Consider the following 19,401-nt stretch of genomic DNA (forward strand, 5'->3'; position numbering starts at 1 on the left):
GATCCGCCGACGCCTGACGGGCGGGCGGCGTCCGCCGTCCCCGGACACCGGCTCTGATCGGCGCAAACGCGCGTCCCGCGTCACGAGTGGGTGACGATGCCGCGAGGAAACGCGGACGAAACACCGTCATCGATATGGTGTTCGCATGGAGCAGAGCCCCACGGCGGACACCGCCTCGCCCGCCGCGGTCGCGGTCGGCGAGCCCCTGGTCGTCGTATCCCACGTCAACAAGCACTTCGGGGACCTGCACGTCCTCAAGGACATCTCGACCACGGTGAACCGCGGCGAGGTCGTCGTCGTCATCGGCCCCAGCGGGTCCGGCAAGTCGACGCTGTGCCGGGCGATCAACCGCCTCGAGACCATCGACGACGGCACCATCACGATCGACGGCCAGGACCTCCCGTCCGAGGGCGCCGAGCTCGCGCGCCTCCGCGCCGACGTCGGCATGGTGTTCCAGTCGTTCAACCTCTTCGCGCACAAGACGGTGCTCGAGAACGTCACGCTCGGCCCCATCAAGGTGCGCAAGAAGGGCAAGGCGGAGGCGGAGAAGCGGGCGATGGAGCTCCTCGACCGCGTCGGCGTCGCCAACCAGGCGCAGAAGATGCCGGCCCAGCTCTCCGGCGGACAGCAGCAGCGCGTCGCCATCGCCCGCGCGCTGGCGATGGACCCGAAGCTGATCCTGCTCGACGAGCCCACCTCGGCCCTCGACCCGGAGATGATCACCGAGGTCCTCGACGTCATGGTCGGCCTCGCGAAGGACGGCATGACGATGATGGTCGTCACCCACGAGATGGGCTTCGCCCGCAAGGCCGCCGACCGCGTGATCTTCATGGCCGACGGCGCCATCGAGGAGGACACCACCCCGCAGGCGTTCTTCGACGACCCGCAGAGCCCGCGCGCGAAGGACTTCCTCTCGAAGATCCTCGCCCACTGACGCCCGCGGAGGGCCGACGCCCTCCCGCGCACCGCTCCCGGACGCCGTCGAGGCAGGCGCGTCCGGGTGCCGCATAACCGCCCCACCCGCACGATCGGCACGACCCGCACCACGGGCGCATGCGCTCGCCTCCGTCATCCACCTCACCAGCAGAGAAACGGGAACCATGAAGCACAGGAAACTCTCCATCCTCGCGGCCGCCGCCGCGGTCGTCGTCGGCCTCACCGGCTGCGGCGCGGCCGGCAGCGCGTCCGGCCCCGCCGTCGACGCGGGCACCGACGCCCCCGCCAACGGCGACGGGCCCTACAAGCTCGAGCTCGCCGAGGACCCCACGTTCGACGAGGGCACGACGATGGCGCGCCTCGCCGAGGCGGGCTCCATGAAGGTCGGCACGAAGTTCGACCAGCCGCTCTTCGGCCTCGCGGGCCTCGACGGCAAGCCCGCCGGCTTCGACGTCGCCATCGCGGCGCTCGTCGCCAGCAAGCTCGGCATCGGCTTCGACGACATCGCCTTCACGGAGACGGTGTCCGCGAACCGCGAGCCCTTCATCCAGAACGGCTCGGTCGACGCGGTCGTCGCGACGTACACGATCAACGACAAGCGCAAGGAGGTCGTGGACTTCGCGGGCCCGTACTACGTCGCCGGCCAGGCGCTCATGGTGCTCGCGGACGACACCGCGATCAACACGCCCGAGGACGTCCGCGGCAAGCAGGTCTGCTCGGTCGCCGGATCCACCCCCGCCGCGAACATCGAGGCCACGTTCGGCGCGGTCGTCGTGCCGACCGACGTCTACAGCAAGTGCCTCGACCCGCTGCGCAACGGCCAGGTCGCCGCGGTCACCACCGACAACGTGATCCTCTCCGGCTTCATCGACCAGAACGAGGGCGATTTCAAGCTCGTCGGCGACGGCGAGACGTTCACGGAGGAGCCCTACGGCATCGGCATCGCCAAGGACGACGAGGCGTTCCGCACCTTCATCAACGACACGCTGGAGGAGGCCTACGAGGACGGCACCTGGGCGCGCCTGTTCGAGGCGACGGCCGGCACGGTCATCGACACGCCGGAGCCCCCGGCGGTCGACCGCTACTAGCACGACCGGGTCCCGCACGCCCTGCGCGTGCGGGACCCGTCCCTGTCCGGGCCCCCGAGGCCCCGACCCGACCCGCCCGGCCTCGCCGGTGCCCAGCCAGGAGGTGTGCCGTGGACGTGATCCTCGACAATCTCGACGTGTTCCTGCGGGGGTTCGGCGGCACGCTGCGCCTCCTCCTCACCACGGTGCTCTTCGCGCTCCCGCTGGGGGTCGTGATCGCCGCCATGAGGATCTCGCCCGTCGCGAGCCTCCGCGCGACCTCCACGGTCTACGTCGAGCTGCTGCGGAACACCCCGCTGCTGCTCGTCTTCACCTTCTTCAGCGTCGTGATCACGTCGATCTCGGGCGCGCTTCCGTTCATGACGGCCGCGGTGCTCGCGCTCACGCTGTACACGGCGCCCTTCTTCGCCGAGGCGATCCGCTCCGGCATCAACAGCGTGCCCGTCGGCCAGGCGGAGGCGGCGCGCAGCATCGGGCTGACGTTCTCCCAGACGCTCGGGCACGTGATCCTGCCGCAGGCGCTCCGTACGGTCGTGCCGCCGCTGATCAACGTGGTCATCGCGCTCACCAAGAACACGTCCATCGCGGGCGCGTACTTCATCTACGAGCTGTTCAACGTGGGCCGCGACGTCGCGAACGCCAACGGGAACGCGGTCGTCTGGGTGTTCGTGGGCGTGGCGTTCTTCTACCTCATCATCACGGTCCCGCTCGGCCAGCTGGCGGACCACCTCGAGAAGCGAGTGGCGGTCTCCCGATGAGCCAGGTCCTCTACGACGTCCCCGGGCCCCGCGCCCGCCGGCGCTCGCGCATCCTCTCCGTCGTCACGGGCGTCGTCCTCGTCGCCGTGCTCGCGTTCGCCGCCGTCCGCCTCCAGCAGGCCGGGCAGTTCAGCCCCGACATCTGGCGCGTGCTCAACGACCCGCTGGTGTGGGGCCTGCTGCTGAAGGGCCTGTGGGTCGTCCTCCAGTCGGCCGCGGTCGCCGCCGTGCTGGCGATCCTGCTCGGCATGGTGCTCGCGCTCCTGCGCATGAGCGAGCACCGGGTCATCCGCTACGCGGTCACCGTGGTGCTCGAGTTCTTCCGCGGCATGCCCGTGCTGCTGATGATGCTCTTCATCTACCTGATCTTCCCCATCGGCCCGTACTGGGCCGTCGTCACCGCGCTCACGCTCTACAACGGCGCGATCATCGGCGAGGCGCTGCGCTCGGGGATCCTCGGGCTGCCCCGCGGACAGCGGGAGGCGGGCCTCGCGATCGGCCTGCGTCCCCTGCAGAACCGGCTCCTGGTGGAGTTCCCGCAGGCGTTCCGCACCATGCTGCCGATCATCGTGGCCCAGCTCGTGGTGCTCATCAAGGACACCGCGCTCGGCACCATCGTCAGCCTCGTCGGCCTGACGAAGCAGGGCGAGCTGATCCTCGAGGCCACGAGCCGCGCCAACTCGCTGCCGATCTTCGTGGTGATGGTGGGCATGTACCTCGTGCTGAACCTCACCGTGTCGACCATCGCCCGGCGCCTGGCGCGGAAGCGCGGACCGCGCGTGGCCAAGACCGTCGCCGCGGGGACCTCGCAGGGCGCGTAGCCGTCCCGCCGGGTCGTCCCGGCTCGCCCCACGGGCCCGTCGCCTCCGTGCGGCGGGCCCGTCGTGCGTGCGGGCGGCGGGCCCGTCGCGGGCGGGGAGCGCGCACCCCGATCGGTAGACTCGGGCCTCATGTCCGAACCCCAGATCTCCGAGGAGAGCGTCGGCGCCGCCGTGGAGCAGGCGATGGCCGCGCTCGCCGCGACCACCGACTCCGCGTCGCTCGCGCAGGCGCGCTCCGCCCACATCGGCGAGGCGTCGCCGCTCGCCCGGCTCAACGGATCGCTGCGGTCCCTGCCGCCCGCCGACCGCAAGGACGCCGGCAAGCTCGTGGGCCAGTCCCGCGCCCGTGTCACGCAGGCGTTCCAGGCCCGCGAGGCGGAGATCCAGGAGCAGGAGGCCGCGGAGCGCCTGGTCGCCGAGGCCGTGGACGTCACCGCGCTGCCGAGCCGCTGGCGCGCCGGCGCCCGGCACCCGCTCACCATGCTCGAGGAGCGCATCGCCGACATCTTCGTCGGCATGGGCTGGCAGGTGAACGAGGGCCCCGAGCTCGAGAGCGAGTGGTTCAACTTCGACGCGCTGAACTTCCCGCCCGACCACCCGGCGCGCGCCATGCAGGACTCCTTCTACGTGGATCCCACCGACGCGCACCTGGTGCTCCGCACGCACACCTCGCCCGTGCAGATCCGCACGCTGCTCGCCGACGCGCTGCCCGTCTACACGATCGCGCAGGGCCGCACCTTCCGCAGCGACGAGCTCGACGCGACGCACACGCCCGCGTTCCGCCAGGTGGAGGGGATCGCGATCGACCGCGGCCTCACCATGGCGCACCTGCGCGGCACGCTCGAGCACTTCGCGCGCTCCATGTTCGGCGAGGACGCCCGCATCCGCCTGCGCCCCAACTACTTCCCGTTCACCGAGCCGAGCGCCGAGATGGACGTCTGGCACCCGGCCGCCGCGGGCGGACCCCGGTGGATCGAGTGGGGCGGCTGCGGCATGGTGAACCCGAACGTGCTCCGCTCCGCCGGCATCGACCCCGACGAGTACCAGGGCTTCGCGTTCGGCATGGGCACCGAGCGCACCCTCATGTTCCGCAACGACCTCTCCGACATGCGCGACATCGTCGAGGGCGACATCCGATTCGGCGCGCAGTTCGGGATGGTGGTGTAGTCGTGAGGATCCCGATCAGCTGGCTCGGCGAGCACGTGGAGCTCCCGGCGGGCGTCACCCCCGAGGACGTCCACGCCTCGCTCGTCAAGGTGGGCCTCGAGGAGGAGGACGTGCACGCGTTCGCCATCTCCGGCCCCGTCGTCGTCGGGCAGGTGCTCGAGGCGACCCCCGAGCCGCAGACCAACGGCAAGACCATCAACTGGTGCCGCGTCCGCGTCGCGCCCGAGGGCGTGACGGCGGCCGACGGCGGCGAGGACGTGCGCGGCATCGTGTGCGGCGCCCACAACTTCGTCGTCGGCGACAAGGTGGTGGTGAGCCTGCCGGGCGCGGTGCTCCCCGGCCCGTTCCCCATCTCCGCGCGGAAGACCTACGGCCACGTGTCCGACGGCATGATCGCGTCGTCGCGCGAGCTCGGGCTGGGGGAGGAGCACGACGGGATCCTCGTCCTCTCCTCCCTGGGTCTCGACCCGGAGGTGGGCACGGACGCGCTCGCGCTCCTGCACCTCGACGACCGGGCCGTGGAGGTCAACGTCACGCCCGACCGCGGCTACGCGTTCTCGATCCGCGGCATCGCCCGGGAGTACGCCCACGCCACGGGCGCCGCGTACACCGACCCCGCCGACGCGCTCGCGCTGCTCACCGCGGACGCGCCCGTCACGGGGATCGAGGTCCGCGTCGACGACGCCGCCCCCCTCCGCGGCCGCGTGGGCGCCGACGTCTTCGTGACGCGCGTGGTGTCCGGCCTCGACGTGTCGCGGCCCACCCCGCCGTGGATGGTGTCGCGCCTGACGCTAGCGGGCGTCCGCTCCATCTCGCTCGTCGTCGACGTCACCAACTACGTCATGCTCGAGCTCGGCCAGCCGCTGCACGGCTACGACCTCGACCGGCTGCAGGGCGGCATCGTCGTCCGGCGCGCGGCCGAGGGCGAGGCGCTCGTCACGCTCGACGGGCGCGAGCGCGCGCTGCACGCCGAGGACCTGGTGATCGCCGACGACTCGGGGCCCGTCGGCCTCGCGGGCGTCATGGGCGGCGCGGCCACGGAGATCGGCGCGGGCACCACGCGCGTGCTGATCGAGGCGGCCGGCTTCGACCCCGTCTCCATCGCGCGCACGGCCCGGCGCCACAAGCTGCCGAGCGAGGCGTCCAAGCGCTTCGAGCGCGGCGTGGATCCCCGCATCGCGCCCGCCGCCGCCGCCCGCGCCGTGCAGCTCCTCGAGGAGCTCGCCGGCGGCCACGCCGAGGGCCTCGGCTCGCTGCTCGACACGACCGCGCCGCCCGCGGTCGTCGAGCTGCCCGTCGGCTACCCGGCGTCGCTCGTCGGCGTCGACTACACGGAGGACGAGGTGCGCCACGCGCTCGTCGACGTCGGCTGCGCCCTCGAGGAGCGCGACGGCGTGCTGCTCGTCACGCCGCCCACCTGGCGGCCCGACCTCCGGCACCGCGCCGACCTCGTGGAGGAGGTCGCCCGCATCGTCGGCTACGACCGGATCCCCGCGGTCCTGCCCGTCGCCCCTCCCGGCCGCGGGCTCACGGTCGCGCAGCGCCTGCGTCGTCAGGCCTCGATCGCGCTCGCCGCGGGCGGGCTCACGGAGGTCATGGGGTCGCCGTTCGCGTCCGAGGCGCAGAACGCGCGCTTCGGCGCGGCCGACCGCGACGACGCCCCCGCCGTCCGGCTCGCGAACCCCCTCGACGTCGCGTACCCGTTCCTCCGCCGCTCGCTGCTGCCCGGGCTCATCGACATCGCGCGGCGCAACCTGTCGCGCGGGTCCACGGACCTCGCGCTCTTCGAGACCGGCACCGTGTTCCTCCCGTCCGCGGGCGTCGCCTACGGCTCCCCGCAGATGCCGCCCGGGGCCGCGCGTCCCGATGCGGAGTCCCTGCGGGCGCTCGACGCCGGCATCCCGCCGCAGCCCCGCCACGTCGGCGTGCTGATCCTCGGCGACGCCGTCCCGAAGCAGCCGGGCACCCCCGCGCAGCGGGCGGGCCTCGTCGACGCGCTCGACGCCGTGCGGCAGCTCGCGCACGCGGTGGGCGTGGAGATCCGCTTCGAGCAGGGCGCGCACGCGGCCATGCACCCGGGCCGCACGGCCGCGGTCGAGGCCGTGACCGCCGACGGCCCCGTCATCGTAGGCGTCGCGGGCGAGCTCCTGCCGGCGCTCGCCGCCGAGCTCGACCTGCCCGAGCGCGTCGCGCTCGCCGAGGTCGACCTCGATCGGCTCGTGGCGCTCGCGGGTGGTACCGTCGAGGTGCGCCCCCTGCGGTCGATGCCCGTCGCCACGCAGGACCTCAGCCTCGTCGTGCCGCTCGAGGTGCCGGCGGGCGAGCTCCTCGCCACGGTGGTGGAGGGTGCGGGCGAGCTGCTCGAGACCGCGCGCCTCGTCGACGACTACCGCGGACCCGGTGTCGACGCGGGCACGCGCTCGCTCACCTTCGCCCTCCGGTTCCGCGCGCCCGACCGCACGCTGACCGCGGCCGAGGCGAGCGAGGCCCGGGACGGAGCTGTCCGGCTCGCCGGCGAGCGGTTCGGCGCCACGCTCCGCGAGTAGGCGGCAGCGCAGCGGCGTCGCACGGCGTCGCGACGGGACCGACGCGGGCGGGACCCTCCCCAGGGAGGGTCCGCCCGCGGTCACGTCCCGCTGTCCGCCGTCCGACGGGACCCCTCCCGCACCGGCACTAGATTTGGTGCATGTCATTCTCAGTCGCCGTCGCGGGCGCCAGCGGCTACGCGGGCGGGGAGCTCCTCCGCCTGCTGGCCGACCACCCGCGCCTCGAGGTCACGACGCTCACCGCCTTCCAGAACGCGGGCGAGCGGCTCCGGCAGGTGCACCCGCACCTCACGTCGTACGCCGACCGCACCTTCGTCGAGACCACGGCCGAGCAGCTCGCCGGCCACGACGTCGTGTTCCTCGCCCTGCCGCACGGCAAGTCGGGCGCCCTCACCGCCGAGCTCGACGACGCGACCCTCGTGGTCGACTGCGGCGCCGACCACCGGCTCGTCGACGAGGCGGCGTGGGACGCGTTCTACGGCGGCGAGTTCGCCGGCGCCTGGCCCTACGGCCTCCCGGAGCTGCTGCACGCGGAGGAGGGCGGCACCCAGCGCACGCACCTGTCCGGCGTCAAGCGCATCGCGGTCCCCGGCTGCAACGTCACGGCCATCACGCTCGGGCTCCAGCCCGGCATCCGCGCGGGCGTCATCGAGCCGGAGGACATCGTCGCCGTGCTGGCCGTGGGCCCGTCCGGCGCCGGCCGCTCGCTGCGCACGAACCTGCTGGCGAGCGAGATCCTCGGATCCGCGAGCGCCTACGCGGTCGGCGGCACGCACCGGCACACCCCGGAGATCCGGCAGAACCTCGAGACGGCCGGCGGCGGGCACGTCAGCGTCTCGTTCACGCCCGTCCTCGTGCCCATGGCCCGGGGGATCCTCGCCACGGCCACCGCCCGCCTCGCCCCCGGCTTCTCCGCGCACGACGTGCGCGCCGCCTGGGAGCTCGCCTACGCCGAGGAGCCGTTCGTGCACCTCCTGCCGGAGGGATCGTTCCCGAACGTGTCCGACGTCACGGGATCCAACAGCGCGCTCGTGGGCATCGCCGTCGACGAGGCCGCGGGCCGCGTCGTCACGGTCACCGCCATCGACAACCTGGTCAAGGGCACGGCGGGAGCGGCCATCCAGTCCGCGAACATCGCGCTCGGGCTGCCCGAGGCCATGGGCCTCCCGGTGAACGGGGTCGCCCCGTGAGCGTCACCGCCGCACGCGGCTTCGTCGCCGGCGGGGTCGCCGCCGGGCTCAAGTCCACGGGCGCGCTCGACGTCGCCCTCGTCCGGAACACCGGTCCGTCGCAGGCCGCAGCCGCCGTGTTCACGAGCAACCGCTGCCAGGCCAACCCCATCCTGTGGTCGCGCCAGGTCATCGGCGACGGCCGCGTGAGCGCGGTCGTCCTCAACTCCGGCGGGGCCAACTGCTACACGGGATCCCGCGGGTTCCAGGTCACGCACGCCACCGCCGAGGCGGTGGGCAGCGCCCTCGACGTGTCGAGCGGCGACGTGCTCGTCTGCAGCACGGGCCTCATCGGCGAGCAGCTCCCGCTCGAGAAGCTCGAGGACGGGGTCGCCCGCGTCTCCGCGGCGCTCGCCGAGGACGGCGGGGACGACGCGGCGCGCGCCATCATGACCACCGACACCAGGCCCAAGCAGTCCGCGCGCGCGTCCGACGCCGGCTGGACGGTCGGCGGGATGGCCAAGGGCGCCGGCATGCTCGCGCCGGGCCTCGCGACCATGCTCGTCGTCATCACGACCGACGCCGACCTCGACGCCCCGGCGCTCGACCGGGCGCTCCGCGAGGCCACGCGCGTCACCTTCGACCGCCTCGACTCCGACGGCTGCATGTCGACCAACGACCAGGTCACGCTCCTCGCGAGCGGCGCATCCGGCGTCGTCCCCGACGCGGACGCCTTCCAGGCCGCGCTCACCGCCGTGTGCGCGGACCTCGCCGAGCAGCTCCAGGCCGACGCCGAGGGCGCGTCGCACGACATCGCCATCGAGGTCGTGCACGCGGCCGACGACGCGGACGCGGTCGAGGTCGGCCGCGCGGTCGCGCGCAGCAACCTCTTCAAGGCCGCGGTGTTCGGCAACGACCCCAACTGGGGCCGCGTGCTGGCCGCGGTCGGCACCACGGGCGCCGCCTTCGACCCGTACGGCATCGACGTCGCGATCAACGGCGTCCAGGTCTGCCGCGCGGGCGAGCCGCACGACAGCCGCGACCTGGTCGACCTCCACCCGCGCGCCGTGCACGTCCTCATCGACCTGCACGCGGGCGACGCGACGGCCACCATCCTCACCAACGACCTCACGCACGACTACGTGCACGAGAACAGCGCGTACGCGAGCTGATGGGCGACGCAGACGGGACGGACGTGACCGCCATCACGCAGGAGGCCGCCGACCTCGACCAGGCGCAGGCCGAGTCGAAGGCGGCGACCCTCATCGAGTCGCTGTCGTGGCTGCAGCGCTTCCACGACCGCATCGTGGTCGTGAAGTTCGGCGGCAACGCCATGGTCGACGAGGAGCTCACGCGCACCTTCGCCGAGGACGTGGTCTACCTCCGCTACGCCGGGCTCCGGCCCGTGGTCGTGCACGGCGGCGGACCGCAGATCAGCGCGATGCTCACGCGCCTCGGCATCGAGAGCGAGTTCCGCGGGGGATACCGCGTCACCACGCCCGAGGTGCTCGAGGTCGTCCGCATGGTGCTCACCGGCCAGGTCAGCCGTGACGTCGTGCGCGGCATCAACGCGCACGGGCCGCTGGCGGCCGCCGTCTCGGGCGAGGACGCGGGGCTGTTCACGGGCCGCCGCCGCGGAGCCGTCGTCGACGGCGTCGAGGTCGACCTCGGCCTCGTCGGCGACGTCGTCGCGGTGGATCCCACGGCCGTGCTCGCGCAGCTCGACGCCGGCCGCATCCCCGTCGTCTCCTCCATCGCCCCGGACGAGTCGGACGCGTCGGTGTCCCTCAACGTGAACGCCGACGCGGCGGCCGCCGCGCTCGCCGTGGCGCTCGGGGCCGAGAAGCTCGTCATCCTCACCGACGTCGCCGGCCTCTACCGCGACTGGCCGGACCGCGGATCCCTCGTCTCGGACATCCGCGCCGACGAGCTGCGCGCTCTGCTGCCGTCGCTCGAGTCGGGCATGATCCCGAAGATGGCCGCGTGCCTCGAGGCCGTCGACGGGGGAGTGCCCAAGGCCGCCATCATCGACGGCCGCATCCCGCACTCGATGCTCCTCGAGATCTTCACCACCAACGGAATCGGAACGGAGGTCGTGCCCGCATGACCACGACCCCGCAGGAGCGCCGGACCACCCAGACCGAGAGCGAGTGGTCCGACCGCTTCCAGGCCGCGATGATGCGCTCCTCGCCGCCCCCGCTCGCCATGCTCGTGCGCGGGGAGGGCTGCCGCGTGTGGGACTCGACCGGCCGCGAGTACCTCGACTTCCTCGCGGGCATCGCCGTCAACTCGCTCGGCCACGCCCACCCGGCGCTCATCCGCGCCGTCACCGAGCAGGTCTCCACGCTCGCGCACGTGTCCAACTACTTCGCGACGCCGCCGCAGATCGCGCTCGCCGAGCGCCTCCGCCGCATCACGGGCGCGGGCGACACCGGCCGCGTCTACTTCGGCAACTCCGGCGCAGAGGCCAACGAGGCCGCCTTCAAGCTCGCCCGCCGCAACGGCAGCGACCGGCGCACGCGCGTCATCACGCTGCAGGGCTCGTTCCACGGCCGCACCATGGGCGCGCTCGCGCTCACCGGGCAGCCCGCGCTCCAGGCGCCCTTCCTCCCGCTGCCCGGCGGCGTCGAGCACATCGCGCCCACCATGGAGGCGCTCGAGGCCGCCATCGACGACCGCGTCCAGGCGCTCATCCTGGAGCCGATCCAGGGTGAGGCCGGCGTCGTCGACCTCCCCGCGGGCTTCCTCCGCCGCGCCCGGGAGCTCACGCGCGAGCACGGGGCGCTCCTCATCCTCGACGAGATCCAGACCGGCGTCGGGCGCACGGGCCGCTGGTTCGCCTACGAGCACGAGGGCGTGCGGCCGGATGCGGTCACGATCGCCAAGGGCATCGCCGGCGGCGTCCCCATCGGCGCGCTCGTCGCGTTCGACGCGGCGGCCGACCTCCTGCAGAAGGGCCAGCACGGCTCCACCTTCGGCGGCAACCCGCTCGCGACCGCCGCGGGGAACGCGGTCCTCGCCGAGATCGAGGATGCGGGGCTGGTCGAGAACGCCGCCCGCCGCGGCGAGGAGATCCGCGCCGCCATCACGAGCCTCGACTCGCCGCTCATCGCGGAGGTGCGCGGACGGGGTCTCCTCATCGGCGTCGGGCTGCACCACGAGGACGGCGCGCGCATCGCGGCCGCCGCGTTCGGCGAGGGCCTCATCATCAACGCGCCGAATGCGCGCAGCCTCCGCATCGCCCCGCCGCTCATCGTGGGTGACGACGACGTGCGCGACTTCCGCGAGCGGTTCGGCCGCGCGCTCGGCCACCTCCGCTGAGCCTCCGTGCGCGGGTGGAGGCGCGCGGTGCCTCCGTGCGCGCCGTGCCGCGCGCGCGTCCGGTGCCGCCGTGCCGCGTGGCCCGCTCCTCCCCGCGGACGCCGGCAGCCCTGCCCCCGCGCGGGGCCGCCGGCCGACGGATCCGCCCCCGCATGTCCCCTAGGCTTGAGCGATCCCGAGTCCCCCGAGAGCGAGCGATGCGATGACCCGCCACTTCCTGCGCGACGACGACCTCACCCCGGCCGAGCAGGCCGAGGTGCTCGATCTGGCGGTGCGGTTGAAGCGCGAGCGCTGGTCCGAGCGCCCCCTCGCCGGTCCGCAGACGGTCGCGGTCATCTTCGACAAGTCGTCCACGCGCACGCGCGTCTCCTTCGCGGTCGGCATCGCCGACCTCGGCGGCGTGCCCCTGATCATCAGCACGGCCAACAGCCAGCTGGGCGGCAAGGAGACCGCGAGCGACACGGCGCGCGTGCTCGAGCGCCAGGTCGCGGCCATCGTCTGGCGCACCTACGGCCAGGCGGGCCTCGAGGAGATGGCCGCGGGCACGACCGTCCCCGTCGTCAACGCCCTCTCGGACGCCTTCCACCCGTGCCAGATCCTCGCGGATCTCCTCACCATCCGGGAGCACCGCGGCGACCCGGCCGGCCAGATCCTGACCTTCCTCGGCGACGGCGCCAGCAACATGGCGCACTCCTACCTCCTCGGCGGCGTCACGGCCGGCATGCACGTGCGCATCGCTGCGCCCGTCGGATACCGCCCGGACGAGCGCGTCGTCGCGGACGCCGAGCGCATCGCCCGGACCACCGGCGGGTCCGTCCAGGTCCTCGCCGACCCGGTCGAGTCCGTCCGGGGCGCCGACGTCGTGATCACCGACACCTGGGTGTCGATGGGCCGCGAGGAGGAGAAGGCCGCGCGGCTGGCGGCGCTCGGGTCCTACCAGGTGACGACCGAGCTCATGTCGCACGCGGTCGACGACGCGGTCTTCCTGCACTGCCTCCCCGCCGACCGGGGCTACGAGGTGGCCCCCGAGGTCATCGACGGCCCGCAGTCGGTGATCTGGGACGAGGCGGAGAACCGCCTCCACGCCCAGAAGGCACTGCTCGTCTGGCTCCTGCGCCAGTCCTGACGCAGCACCCGCACAACCCCGAGACATCTCAGCAACGGAAACGGAGAACGACATGGCCGAACGCGTGGTTCTGGCATATTCAGGCGGACTCGACACCTCGGTCGGCATCGGCTGGCTCAAGGACGCGACCGGCAAGGAGGTCGTGGCCCTCGCCGTCGACGTCGGCCAGGGCGGCGAGGACATGGAGGTCATCCGGCAGCGCGCGCTCGACTGCGGCGCGGTCGAGGCCGTGGTCGTGGACGCGAAGGACGAGTTCGCGGACGACTACATCGTCCCCGCCCTCAAGGCCAACGCGCTCTACCAGAAGCGCTACCCGCTGGTCTCGGGCCTCAGCCGCCCGCTGATCGCGAAGCACCTCGCGCGCGTGGCCCACGAGCTCGGCGCGAACAGCGTCGCGCACGGCTGCACGGGCAAGGGCAACGACCAGGTGCGCTTCGAGGCCGCCGTCGCCGCGCTCGCACCCGACCTGACCTCCATCGCGCCCGTCCGCGACCTCGCGCTCACCCGCGACAAGGCCATCGTCTACGCGAACGAGCACGACCTCCCCATCGAGCAGAGCAAGAAGAGCCCGTACTCGATCGACAAGAACGTCTGGGGCCGCGCGGTCGAGACCGGCTTCCTCGAGGACCCGTGGAACGGGCCGATCGAGGACCTCTACGAGTACACGCAGGACCCCGACGTCCTCCGCGACCCCACCGAGGTCACCATCACCTTCGAGGCGGGCGTCCCGGTCGCGATCGACGGCGTGCGCTACTCGCCGCTGCGCATCGTGCAGGAGCTCAACGCCGCCGCCGGCGCGCACGGCATCGGCCGCATCGACGTGGTGGAGGACCGCCTCGTCGGCATCAAGAGCCGCGAGGTCTACGAGGCCCCCGCCGCCATGACGCTCATCGAGGCGCACGAGGAGCTCGAGAGCCTCACCATCGAGCGCGACCTCGGCCGCTACAAGCGGGGTGTCGAGAAGGACTGGGCCAACCTCGTCTACGACGGGCTCTGGTTCTCCGGGCTCAAGCGCTCGCTCGACGCGTTCATCGAGGACTCGCAGCGCCACGTGTCCGGCGACATCCGCATGACGCTGCGCGGCGGTCGCGCGGTCGTCACCGGTCGTCGCAGCCAGACGAGCCTGTACGACTTCGACCTCGCGACCTACGACACGGGCGACACGTTCGACCAGTCGCTGTCCAAGGGCTTCATCGAGCTGTGGTCGCTGCCGAGCAAGATCTCGGCGCGCCGCGACCTCGCGGTCGAGCAGGCCGCGCTCGCGGCCGCGACCCCGACGCCCGACGCCGCGCCCGCCGCGGAGTAGCCGCATGACCGAGAGCACGGATCCGTCCACCCGGGCGAGCGAGGCGGGCGCCCTCTGGGGCGGCCGCTTCGCCGGCGGCCCGTCACCGGAGCTCGTCGCGCTCAGCCGCTCGACGCACTTCGACTGGCAGCTGGCGCCGTACGACATCGCCGGCTCCCGGGCGCACGCCCGTGCTCTCGCGTCCGCGGGGTACCTGTCCGACGCGGAGCGGCAGGCCATGCTGCAGGCGCTCGACACCCTCGAGGAGCGCGTCCGGTCGGGCGCGCTCGTCGCGTCCGAGGCCGACGAGGACGTGCACGGCGCCCTCGAGCGCGGCCTCATGGACATCGCCGGGCCGGAGCTCGGCGGCAAGCTCCGCGCGGGTCGCAGCCGCAACGACCAGATCGCGACGCTCGTCCGCCTGTACCTCCGCGACCACGCGGCTGTGATCCACGCGATGCTCGTGCGGCTCGTGGACGCCCTGGCCGCGCAGGCCGAGGCGGCGGGCGGCGCGATCATGCCCGGCCGCACGCACCTGCAGCACGCGCAGCCGGTGCTCCTCGCGCATCACCTCCTCGCGCACTGCTGGCCCCTGGTCCGCGACCTCGAGCGCCTCGCCGACTGGGACGCGCGCGCGGACGTCTCGCCCTACGGATCCGGCGCGCTCGCGGGCAGCACCCTCGGGCTCGACGCCGGCGCGGTCGCGCGCGACCTCGGCTTCGCCCGGAGCTCCGAGAACTCCATCGACGGCACGGCCAGCCGCGACGTCGTGGCGGAGTTCGCGTTCGTGCTCGCCCAGGTCGGGGTCGACCTCTCGCGCCTCAGCGAGGAGATCATCCTCTGGAACACGCGGGAGTTCGGCTTCGTCACCCTCAGCGACTCGTTCTCCACGGGGTCGTCGATCATGCCGCAGAAGAAGAACCCCGACATCGCGGAGCTCGCGCGCGGCAAGTCGGGTCGTCTCATCGGCAACCTGGCCGGCCTGCTCGCGACGCTCAAGGGCCTGCCGCTCGCGTACAACCGCGACCTCCAGGAGGACAAGGAGCCCGTGTTCGACTCGGTGCAGACCCTCGAGGTCCTGCTCCCGGCGTTCACCGGCATGATCGCGACGCTGCGCTTCGACGTCGACCGCATGGCGGAGCTCGCTCCGCAGGGCTTCTCGCTCGCGACCGACGTGGCGGAGTGGCTCGTCAAGCACCGGGTGGCCTTCCGGGACGCGCACGAGATCACGGGCGAGCTCGTGAAGCTCGCCGAGTCCCGCGGGGTGGGACTCGAGGACCTCTCCGACGACGACCTCCGGGGCGTCTCGCCGCACCTCGTGCCCGAGGTGCGCGAGGTCCTGAGCGTCGAGGGATCCGTGGCGAGTCGCGACGGCGCGGGCGGCACGGCCGGCGTCCGGGTCGACGAGCAGCGAGCCGAGCTGGTGCGCCGCGTCGCCGGCCTGCGCGCGCGGGCCGACGCCGCGGCCGAGCGCCGGGCGTCGGCGTCGGCGTCCGCGGACGCGTCGGCATGACCCTGTCGAACGGGCGCCGCCCCGAGCGGCCCGAGCCGCGGCATCGCTGGCTCCTGCCGCTCGTGGTCGGCGTGGCCGTCGCCGTCCTGGTCTTCGTCGTGGTCGTCGCGAGCCTCAACGGCGAGCTGATCTGATCGACGCGTGATCGACCCCGGGTTCTTCGCGCGCGATGCGGTCGAGGTGGCGCCCGGGCTCCTCGGCGCGATCCTGTCGCGCGACTCCGAGGAGGGCCGCGTGTCCGTGCGCCTCACCGAGGTGGAGGCGTACCGCGGCGTCGGCGAGGATCCGGGCTCGCATTCCTTCCGGGGCAAGCGCGCGCGCAACGCGACGATGTTCGGGCCCCCCGCGCATCTTTACGCGTACTTCACGTACGGGATGCACACGTGCGCGAACATCGTCTGCGGCCCCGAGGGGACGAGCGCGGGCGTCCTGCTCCGCGCCGGCGAGGTGGTGGAGGGCACCGACCTCGCCCGGAGCCGCCGGGGCGCGGCCGTCCGCGACCGCGACCTGGCGCGCGGCCCGGCCCGCCTGGCGGTCGCGCTCGGGATCCCGCTGTCCGACGACGGCGCCCTCCTCGACGCGGCGCCCTACGAGCTGGTCCTCCCCGACGCCCCGCTCGCGCTGCCGGCGTCGGGTCCGCGCGTCGGCGTCTCCGGGCCGGGCGGATCGGGGGAGCTGTTCCCGTGGCGCTTCTGGGTGCCGGGCGACCCCACGGTCTCGCCGTACCGTGCGCACGTCCCCCGCGTCCGCCGCTGAGGCGGCTTCTCGGGCGTCCGGCTACCGCACGACGAGCACGACGGCCGCGCACGACGCGGCCCACAGCCAGCTGACGAGGGTGCCGATGATGAAGCGCTCGCGCGCCTCCGCGGCCTCGCCGAGCTCGCTGAACCGGCCGACGCCCTTGATCGCGATCACGACCGCGAGCGCCTCGGGGTAGCCGGCGAGGATGACCGCGACGACGGCGAGCCGCTCGAGCATGCCGATCGTGGCTCCGCCGCGCAGCACCTCGCGGGTGGGGCGCCGGATCGCGGCGGGGTCGTCCTCCTGTCCCCGCGGCGGGACGAGGATCCCGCCGTACGCGCCCGGGGGGACCGAGCCGCGCGTCGCGAGCGACAGCACGACGGTCGAGGCGGATCCGCCGCCGAGCACGGCGAGCACGACCATGACGAGCCCGAGGTACCCGACGACCAGCGGTGAGGCCGCATCCACGAGCGCGAGCCCGAGGACGAGCGCCGCGGCGAGGGTGCCGGCCGCGCCGGCGACCGGCCGCGTGCGGGGCGTGCGCAGGGTCAGGAGCGCCAGCACGAGCGCCCCGGTGGCCAGCACGCAGAGCACGGCCCAGGCCGCCACCTCCGCGGGGGAGCCGACGGGGATCACGACCGCGCCCCCTTCCGGGCGGGGCGATCGGCCGGAGACCCCGGGGAGTCGTCCGGGGTATCGCCCGGGGAGGCCGTGCGGTCCAGGTGCGCGAGCAGGGCCGTGATCCCGGGGATGGCCGCCCGCTCCGCGCGCCACCCGCTGGTGCGGAGGCGCGTGCTCACCGCCTGCGGCGTGATGCCCATCGCGGCGGCGACCTCCCGCTGCGTCCCGCCGTCGGCCATGCGGTCGACGACCTCCCACCCCTGCGGGGTGCGCCGATCGCGCGCGAGCAGCAGGAGGGTCAGGAGCGCTTCGACCTCGGCGGGTCCCGGGAGCGCCGTCGCCCGGTCGTCGGCGCCGCCGTCTGGAGCGTCGCCGAGGGGGAGGGCGGGCGGATCCGTCGCGAGGGCGAAGCGCGTGGCGCTGCGCTTGGCCGCGGTCACGGCGTCGCGCGCCGCGATGAACGCCGGTCCCGTCGCCTCCCGCGTCGCGCGGGGGAGCGGGGTCCGCACGGCGCCGATGCCGAGGCCGACGCTCCAGTGGCCGGCGCGGGTGAGCCGCAGGACCATGTCGAGCGCCGTGGCGGCATCGGCGACGAGCGCCTGCACCTCGTCGCCGGCCGTGCGGTCGACCGGCAGCACGACGCGACCGGCGAAGCGGGACGCGAGCTCGTCGCGCTCCGTGCCGGCGCGGTCCACGTCATGCCGGCTGGCCTTCTGGTCGGCGGTGATGACGAACATGCGGAACCTCAATTCTCAGAGCTTGATCTACCCACATCAAGGCTACGCACTTGATCGCCGAAGATCAATGCAGTGAGCCTGATGCACCCCCGTGCTCTGGACTCCACCGTCACCCGGACCACCGACATCGCGAGCGCCTCGTCGTCACCGCGGCCGGCTCCCCGCCGGGCATGCCGGACGCCGCCGCGTCCCGCCGTCCAGCAGGGGTCGCGCTGGTACCGTGGGCGGGTGACGAACGCCGATCCCGCACGCTTCACCGACCAGCGCAACGACCCGTCCTTCGCGGACGTGTGGGAGGAGATCGTCTGGCGCGGGTACGTGCACGTGTCGACGGACCAGGAGGCCCTCCAGGAGGCGCTGGCCGGACCGCCCATCACGTACTACTGCGGCTTCGACCCCACCGCGCCGAGCCTGCACCTCGGCAACCTGGTCCAGCTGCTCCTCATGCGGCGGCTCCAGCTGGCGGGGCACCGGCCGCTCGGCCTCGTGGGGGGATCCACGGGTCTCATCGGGGATCCGCGCCCCACCGCGGAGCGCACGCTGAACACCCCGGAGGTCGTCGCCGAGTGGGTGCGGCGGCTGCAGGCGCAGGTGTCCGCCTTCCTGAGCCCCGAGGGCGACAACGCCGTCCGCATCGTCAACAACCTCGATTGGACGGCGCCGCTCAGCGCCATCGACTTCCTCCGCGAGGTGGGCAAGCACTTCCGCGTCGGCACGATGCTCAAGAAGGACGCCGTGAGCGCGCGCCTCAACTCCGACGAGGGCATCAGCTACACGGAGTTCAGCTACCAGATCCTGCAGGGCCTCGACTTCCGGGAGCTGTACCGCACGCACGGGTGCGTGCTGCAGACCGGGGGCAGCGACCAGTGGGGCAACCTCACGAGCGGCACGGACCTCATCCGTCGCAGCGAGCGAGCGACGGTGCACGCCATCGGGACGCCGCTCATCACCAACTCCGACGGCACCAAGTTCGGCAAAAGCGAGGGCAACGCCGTCTGGCTGGACCCGGAGCTCACCAGCCCGTACGCGTTCTACCAGTTCTGGCTCAACACGGACGACGCCGACGTGATCCACCGTCTGCGCATCTTCACGTTCCTCGACCGCACGCGCATCGAGGAGCTGGCCCGCGCGGTGGAGGGGGAGCCGTTCCGACGCGAGGCGCAGCGCGCGCTCGCGTGGGAGGTGACGACCCTGGTGCACGGGCGGGCCGCCACCGAGTCCGCGATCGCCGCGTCCCAGGCGCTGTTCGGCCAGGGCGAGCTCGGCGAACTGGACGAGCCGACGCTCCGGGCTGCCCTGGGCGAGCTGCCGTCGGCCGAGATCGCCGCCGGCACCACCGTCATCCAGGCACTGGTCGAGACCGGATTGGTCGCGAGCGCGGGGGAGGCCCGACGGGCGATCACGCAGGGCGGGGTGTACGTGAACAACGCCGCCGTGGGTGACGCGGGAGCCCTCGTGGACGACCTCCTGCACGGCCGTTTCGCGGTGATCCGCCGGGGCAAGAAGACCCTCGCCGGGCTCACCGTCGCCTGAAAGCGCCTCTGACCCGGCTTTCTTCGTGCAGGCCGCCGC

At 73.4% G+C, this 19,401-nt stretch carries 18 protein-coding genes; 16 read left to right on the forward strand and 2 right to left on the reverse strand.

Features of this window, described 5'->3' with window-relative positions; all coding sequences use genetic code 11:
* Positions 1-145 precede the first annotated feature (145 nt).
* The 15 genes from QFZ62_RS15450 to QFZ62_RS15520 all read left to right on the forward strand — a co-directional run bounded on the left by QFZ62_RS15450 (position 146) and on the right by QFZ62_RS15520 (position 16,486).
* Complete coding sequence (locus QFZ62_RS15450) at positions 146-934, forward strand: amino acid ABC transporter ATP-binding protein (RefSeq protein WP_373425964.1); 789 nt, start codon at positions 146-148, stop codon at positions 932-934.
* A gap of 166 nt (positions 935-1,100) precedes the next feature.
* Entirely contained in the window at positions 1,101-2,024 is a 924-nt protein-coding gene (locus tag QFZ62_RS15455; protein WP_307507592.1) for a glutamate ABC transporter substrate-binding protein, read from the forward strand.
* Between the two features lie 110 nt (positions 2,025-2,134).
* Positions 2,135-2,782: an amino acid ABC transporter permease gene (locus QFZ62_RS15460; protein ID WP_270981152.1), complete on the forward strand. Its 648-nt coding sequence runs from the start codon at positions 2,135-2,137 to the stop codon at positions 2,780-2,782.
* Positions 2,779-3,603, forward strand: coding sequence for an amino acid ABC transporter permease (locus QFZ62_RS15465; RefSeq protein WP_307507596.1), 825 nt, complete (start codon positions 2,779-2,781; stop codon positions 3,601-3,603). The genes QFZ62_RS15460 and QFZ62_RS15465 overlap by 4 nt, the downstream gene beginning before the upstream one ends.
* 129 nt (positions 3,604-3,732) lie before the next feature.
* A complete protein-coding gene (gene pheS / locus QFZ62_RS15470; protein WP_307507599.1) occupies positions 3,733-4,770 on the forward strand; it encodes a phenylalanine--tRNA ligase subunit alpha in 1,038 nt (345 codons plus the stop codon).
* Positions 4,771-4,772: 2 nt separating this feature from the next.
* Positions 4,773-7,316, forward strand: coding sequence for a phenylalanine--tRNA ligase subunit beta (gene pheT, locus QFZ62_RS15475; protein WP_307507601.1), 2,544 nt, complete (start codon positions 4,773-4,775; stop codon positions 7,314-7,316).
* A gap of 140 nt (positions 7,317-7,456) precedes the next feature.
* Positions 7,457-8,506 (forward strand): N-acetyl-gamma-glutamyl-phosphate reductase, encoded by a 1,050-nt coding sequence (gene argC, locus QFZ62_RS15480; RefSeq protein ID WP_307507603.1) that lies wholly within the window; start codon positions 7,457-7,459, stop codon positions 8,504-8,506.
* The gene (gene argJ / locus QFZ62_RS15485) at positions 8,503-9,657 is read left to right on the forward strand and encodes a bifunctional glutamate N-acetyltransferase/amino-acid acetyltransferase ArgJ (RefSeq protein ID WP_307507605.1); all 1,155 of its coding nucleotides are present in this window, start codon (positions 8,503-8,505) and stop codon (positions 9,655-9,657) included. Before argC ends, argJ begins: the two co-directional genes overlap by 4 nt.
* 23 nt (positions 9,658-9,680) lie before the next feature.
* Positions 9,681-10,592 (forward strand): acetylglutamate kinase, encoded by a 912-nt coding sequence (gene argB, locus QFZ62_RS15490; protein ID WP_307507848.1) that lies wholly within the window; start codon positions 9,681-9,683, stop codon positions 10,590-10,592.
* Complete coding sequence (locus tag QFZ62_RS15495; RefSeq protein ID WP_307507608.1) at positions 10,589-11,806, forward strand: acetylornithine transaminase; 1,218 nt, start codon at positions 10,589-10,591, stop codon at positions 11,804-11,806. The genes argB and QFZ62_RS15495 overlap by 4 nt, the downstream gene beginning before the upstream one ends.
* A 202-nt stretch (positions 11,807-12,008) precedes the next feature.
* Positions 12,009-12,932: an ornithine carbamoyltransferase gene (gene argF / locus QFZ62_RS15500; RefSeq protein WP_307507611.1), complete on the forward strand. Its 924-nt coding sequence runs from the start codon at positions 12,009-12,011 to the stop codon at positions 12,930-12,932.
* Between the two features lie 52 nt (positions 12,933-12,984).
* Positions 12,985-14,238, forward strand: a complete 1,254-nt coding sequence (locus QFZ62_RS15505) for an argininosuccinate synthase (RefSeq protein ID WP_307507614.1) — start codon at positions 12,985-12,987, stop codon at positions 14,236-14,238.
* A gap of 4 nt (positions 14,239-14,242) precedes the next feature.
* The gene (gene argH, locus QFZ62_RS15510) at positions 14,243-15,730 is read left to right on the forward strand and encodes an argininosuccinate lyase (protein ID WP_307507616.1); all 1,488 of its coding nucleotides are present in this window, start codon (positions 14,243-14,245) and stop codon (positions 15,728-15,730) included.
* Positions 15,727-15,864: a hypothetical protein gene (locus QFZ62_RS15515; protein WP_015490633.1), complete on the forward strand. Its 138-nt coding sequence runs from the start codon at positions 15,727-15,729 to the stop codon at positions 15,862-15,864. Before argH ends, QFZ62_RS15515 begins: the two co-directional genes overlap by 4 nt.
* Positions 15,865-15,871: 7 nt before the next feature.
* The gene (locus QFZ62_RS15520) at positions 15,872-16,486 is read left to right on the forward strand and encodes a DNA-3-methyladenine glycosylase (protein ID WP_307507619.1); all 615 of its coding nucleotides are present in this window, start codon (positions 15,872-15,874) and stop codon (positions 16,484-16,486) included.
* Between the two features lie 21 nt (positions 16,487-16,507).
* Here the strand turns inward: QFZ62_RS15520 and QFZ62_RS15525 are convergent, their stop codons facing one another.
* The gene (locus tag QFZ62_RS15525) at positions 16,508-17,107 is read right to left on the reverse strand and encodes a hypothetical protein (RefSeq protein ID WP_307507623.1); all 600 of its coding nucleotides are present in this window, start codon (positions 17,105-17,107) and stop codon (positions 16,508-16,510) included.
* Entirely contained in the window at positions 17,104-17,829 is a 726-nt protein-coding gene (locus tag QFZ62_RS15530) for a helix-turn-helix domain-containing protein (protein WP_307507625.1), read from the reverse strand. Before QFZ62_RS15530 ends, QFZ62_RS15525 begins: the two co-directional genes overlap by 4 nt.
* A 228-nt stretch (positions 17,830-18,057) precedes the next feature.
* Between QFZ62_RS15530 and tyrS the strand changes: the two genes are divergently transcribed.
* Entirely contained in the window at positions 18,058-19,362 is a 1,305-nt protein-coding gene (gene tyrS / locus QFZ62_RS15535; protein ID WP_307507628.1) for a tyrosine--tRNA ligase, read from the forward strand.
* Positions 19,363-19,401: the final 39 nt, after the last annotated feature.

Origin of the sequence: Clavibacter sp. B3I6, from assembly GCF_030816895.1 — a bacterium.
Classification (GTDB): Bacteria; Actinomycetota; Actinomycetes; order Actinomycetales; family Microbacteriaceae; genus Clavibacter.

Excerpts from the sequence above, each read along its gene's own strand:
- QFZ62_RS15505 (WP_307507614.1), top strand. The coding sequence starts at position 12,985 with ATGGCCGAACGCGTGGTTCTGGCATATTCAGGCGGACTCGACACCTCG.
- QFZ62_RS15465 (WP_307507596.1), top strand. The coding sequence starts at position 2,779 with ATGAGCCAGGTCCTCTACGACGTCCCCGGGCCCCGCGCCCGCCGGCGC.
- pheS (WP_307507599.1), top strand. The coding sequence starts at position 3,733 with ATGTCCGAACCCCAGATCTCCGAGGAGAGCGTCGGCGCCGCCGTGGAG.
- argC (WP_307507603.1), top strand. The coding sequence starts at position 7,457 with ATGTCATTCTCAGTCGCCGTCGCGGGCGCCAGCGGCTACGCGGGCGGG.
- QFZ62_RS15455 (WP_307507592.1), top strand. The coding sequence starts at position 1,101 with ATGAAGCACAGGAAACTCTCCATCCTCGCGGCCGCCGCCGCGGTCGTC.
- QFZ62_RS15515 (WP_015490633.1), top strand. The coding sequence starts at position 15,727 with ATGACCCTGTCGAACGGGCGCCGCCCCGAGCGGCCCGAGCCGCGGCAT.
- QFZ62_RS15450 (WP_373425964.1), top strand. The coding sequence starts at position 146 with ATGGAGCAGAGCCCCACGGCGGACACCGCCTCGCCCGCCGCGGTCGCG.
- argF (WP_307507611.1), top strand. The coding sequence starts at position 12,009 with ATGACCCGCCACTTCCTGCGCGACGACGACCTCACCCCGGCCGAGCAG.
- QFZ62_RS15530 (WP_307507625.1), bottom strand. The coding sequence starts at position 17,829 with ATGTTCGTCATCACCGCCGACCAGAAGGCCAGCCGGCATGACGTGGAC.
- argH (WP_307507616.1), top strand. The coding sequence starts at position 14,243 with ATGACCGAGAGCACGGATCCGTCCACCCGGGCGAGCGAGGCGGGCGCC.
- QFZ62_RS15495 (WP_307507608.1), top strand. The coding sequence starts at position 10,589 with ATGACCACGACCCCGCAGGAGCGCCGGACCACCCAGACCGAGAGCGAG.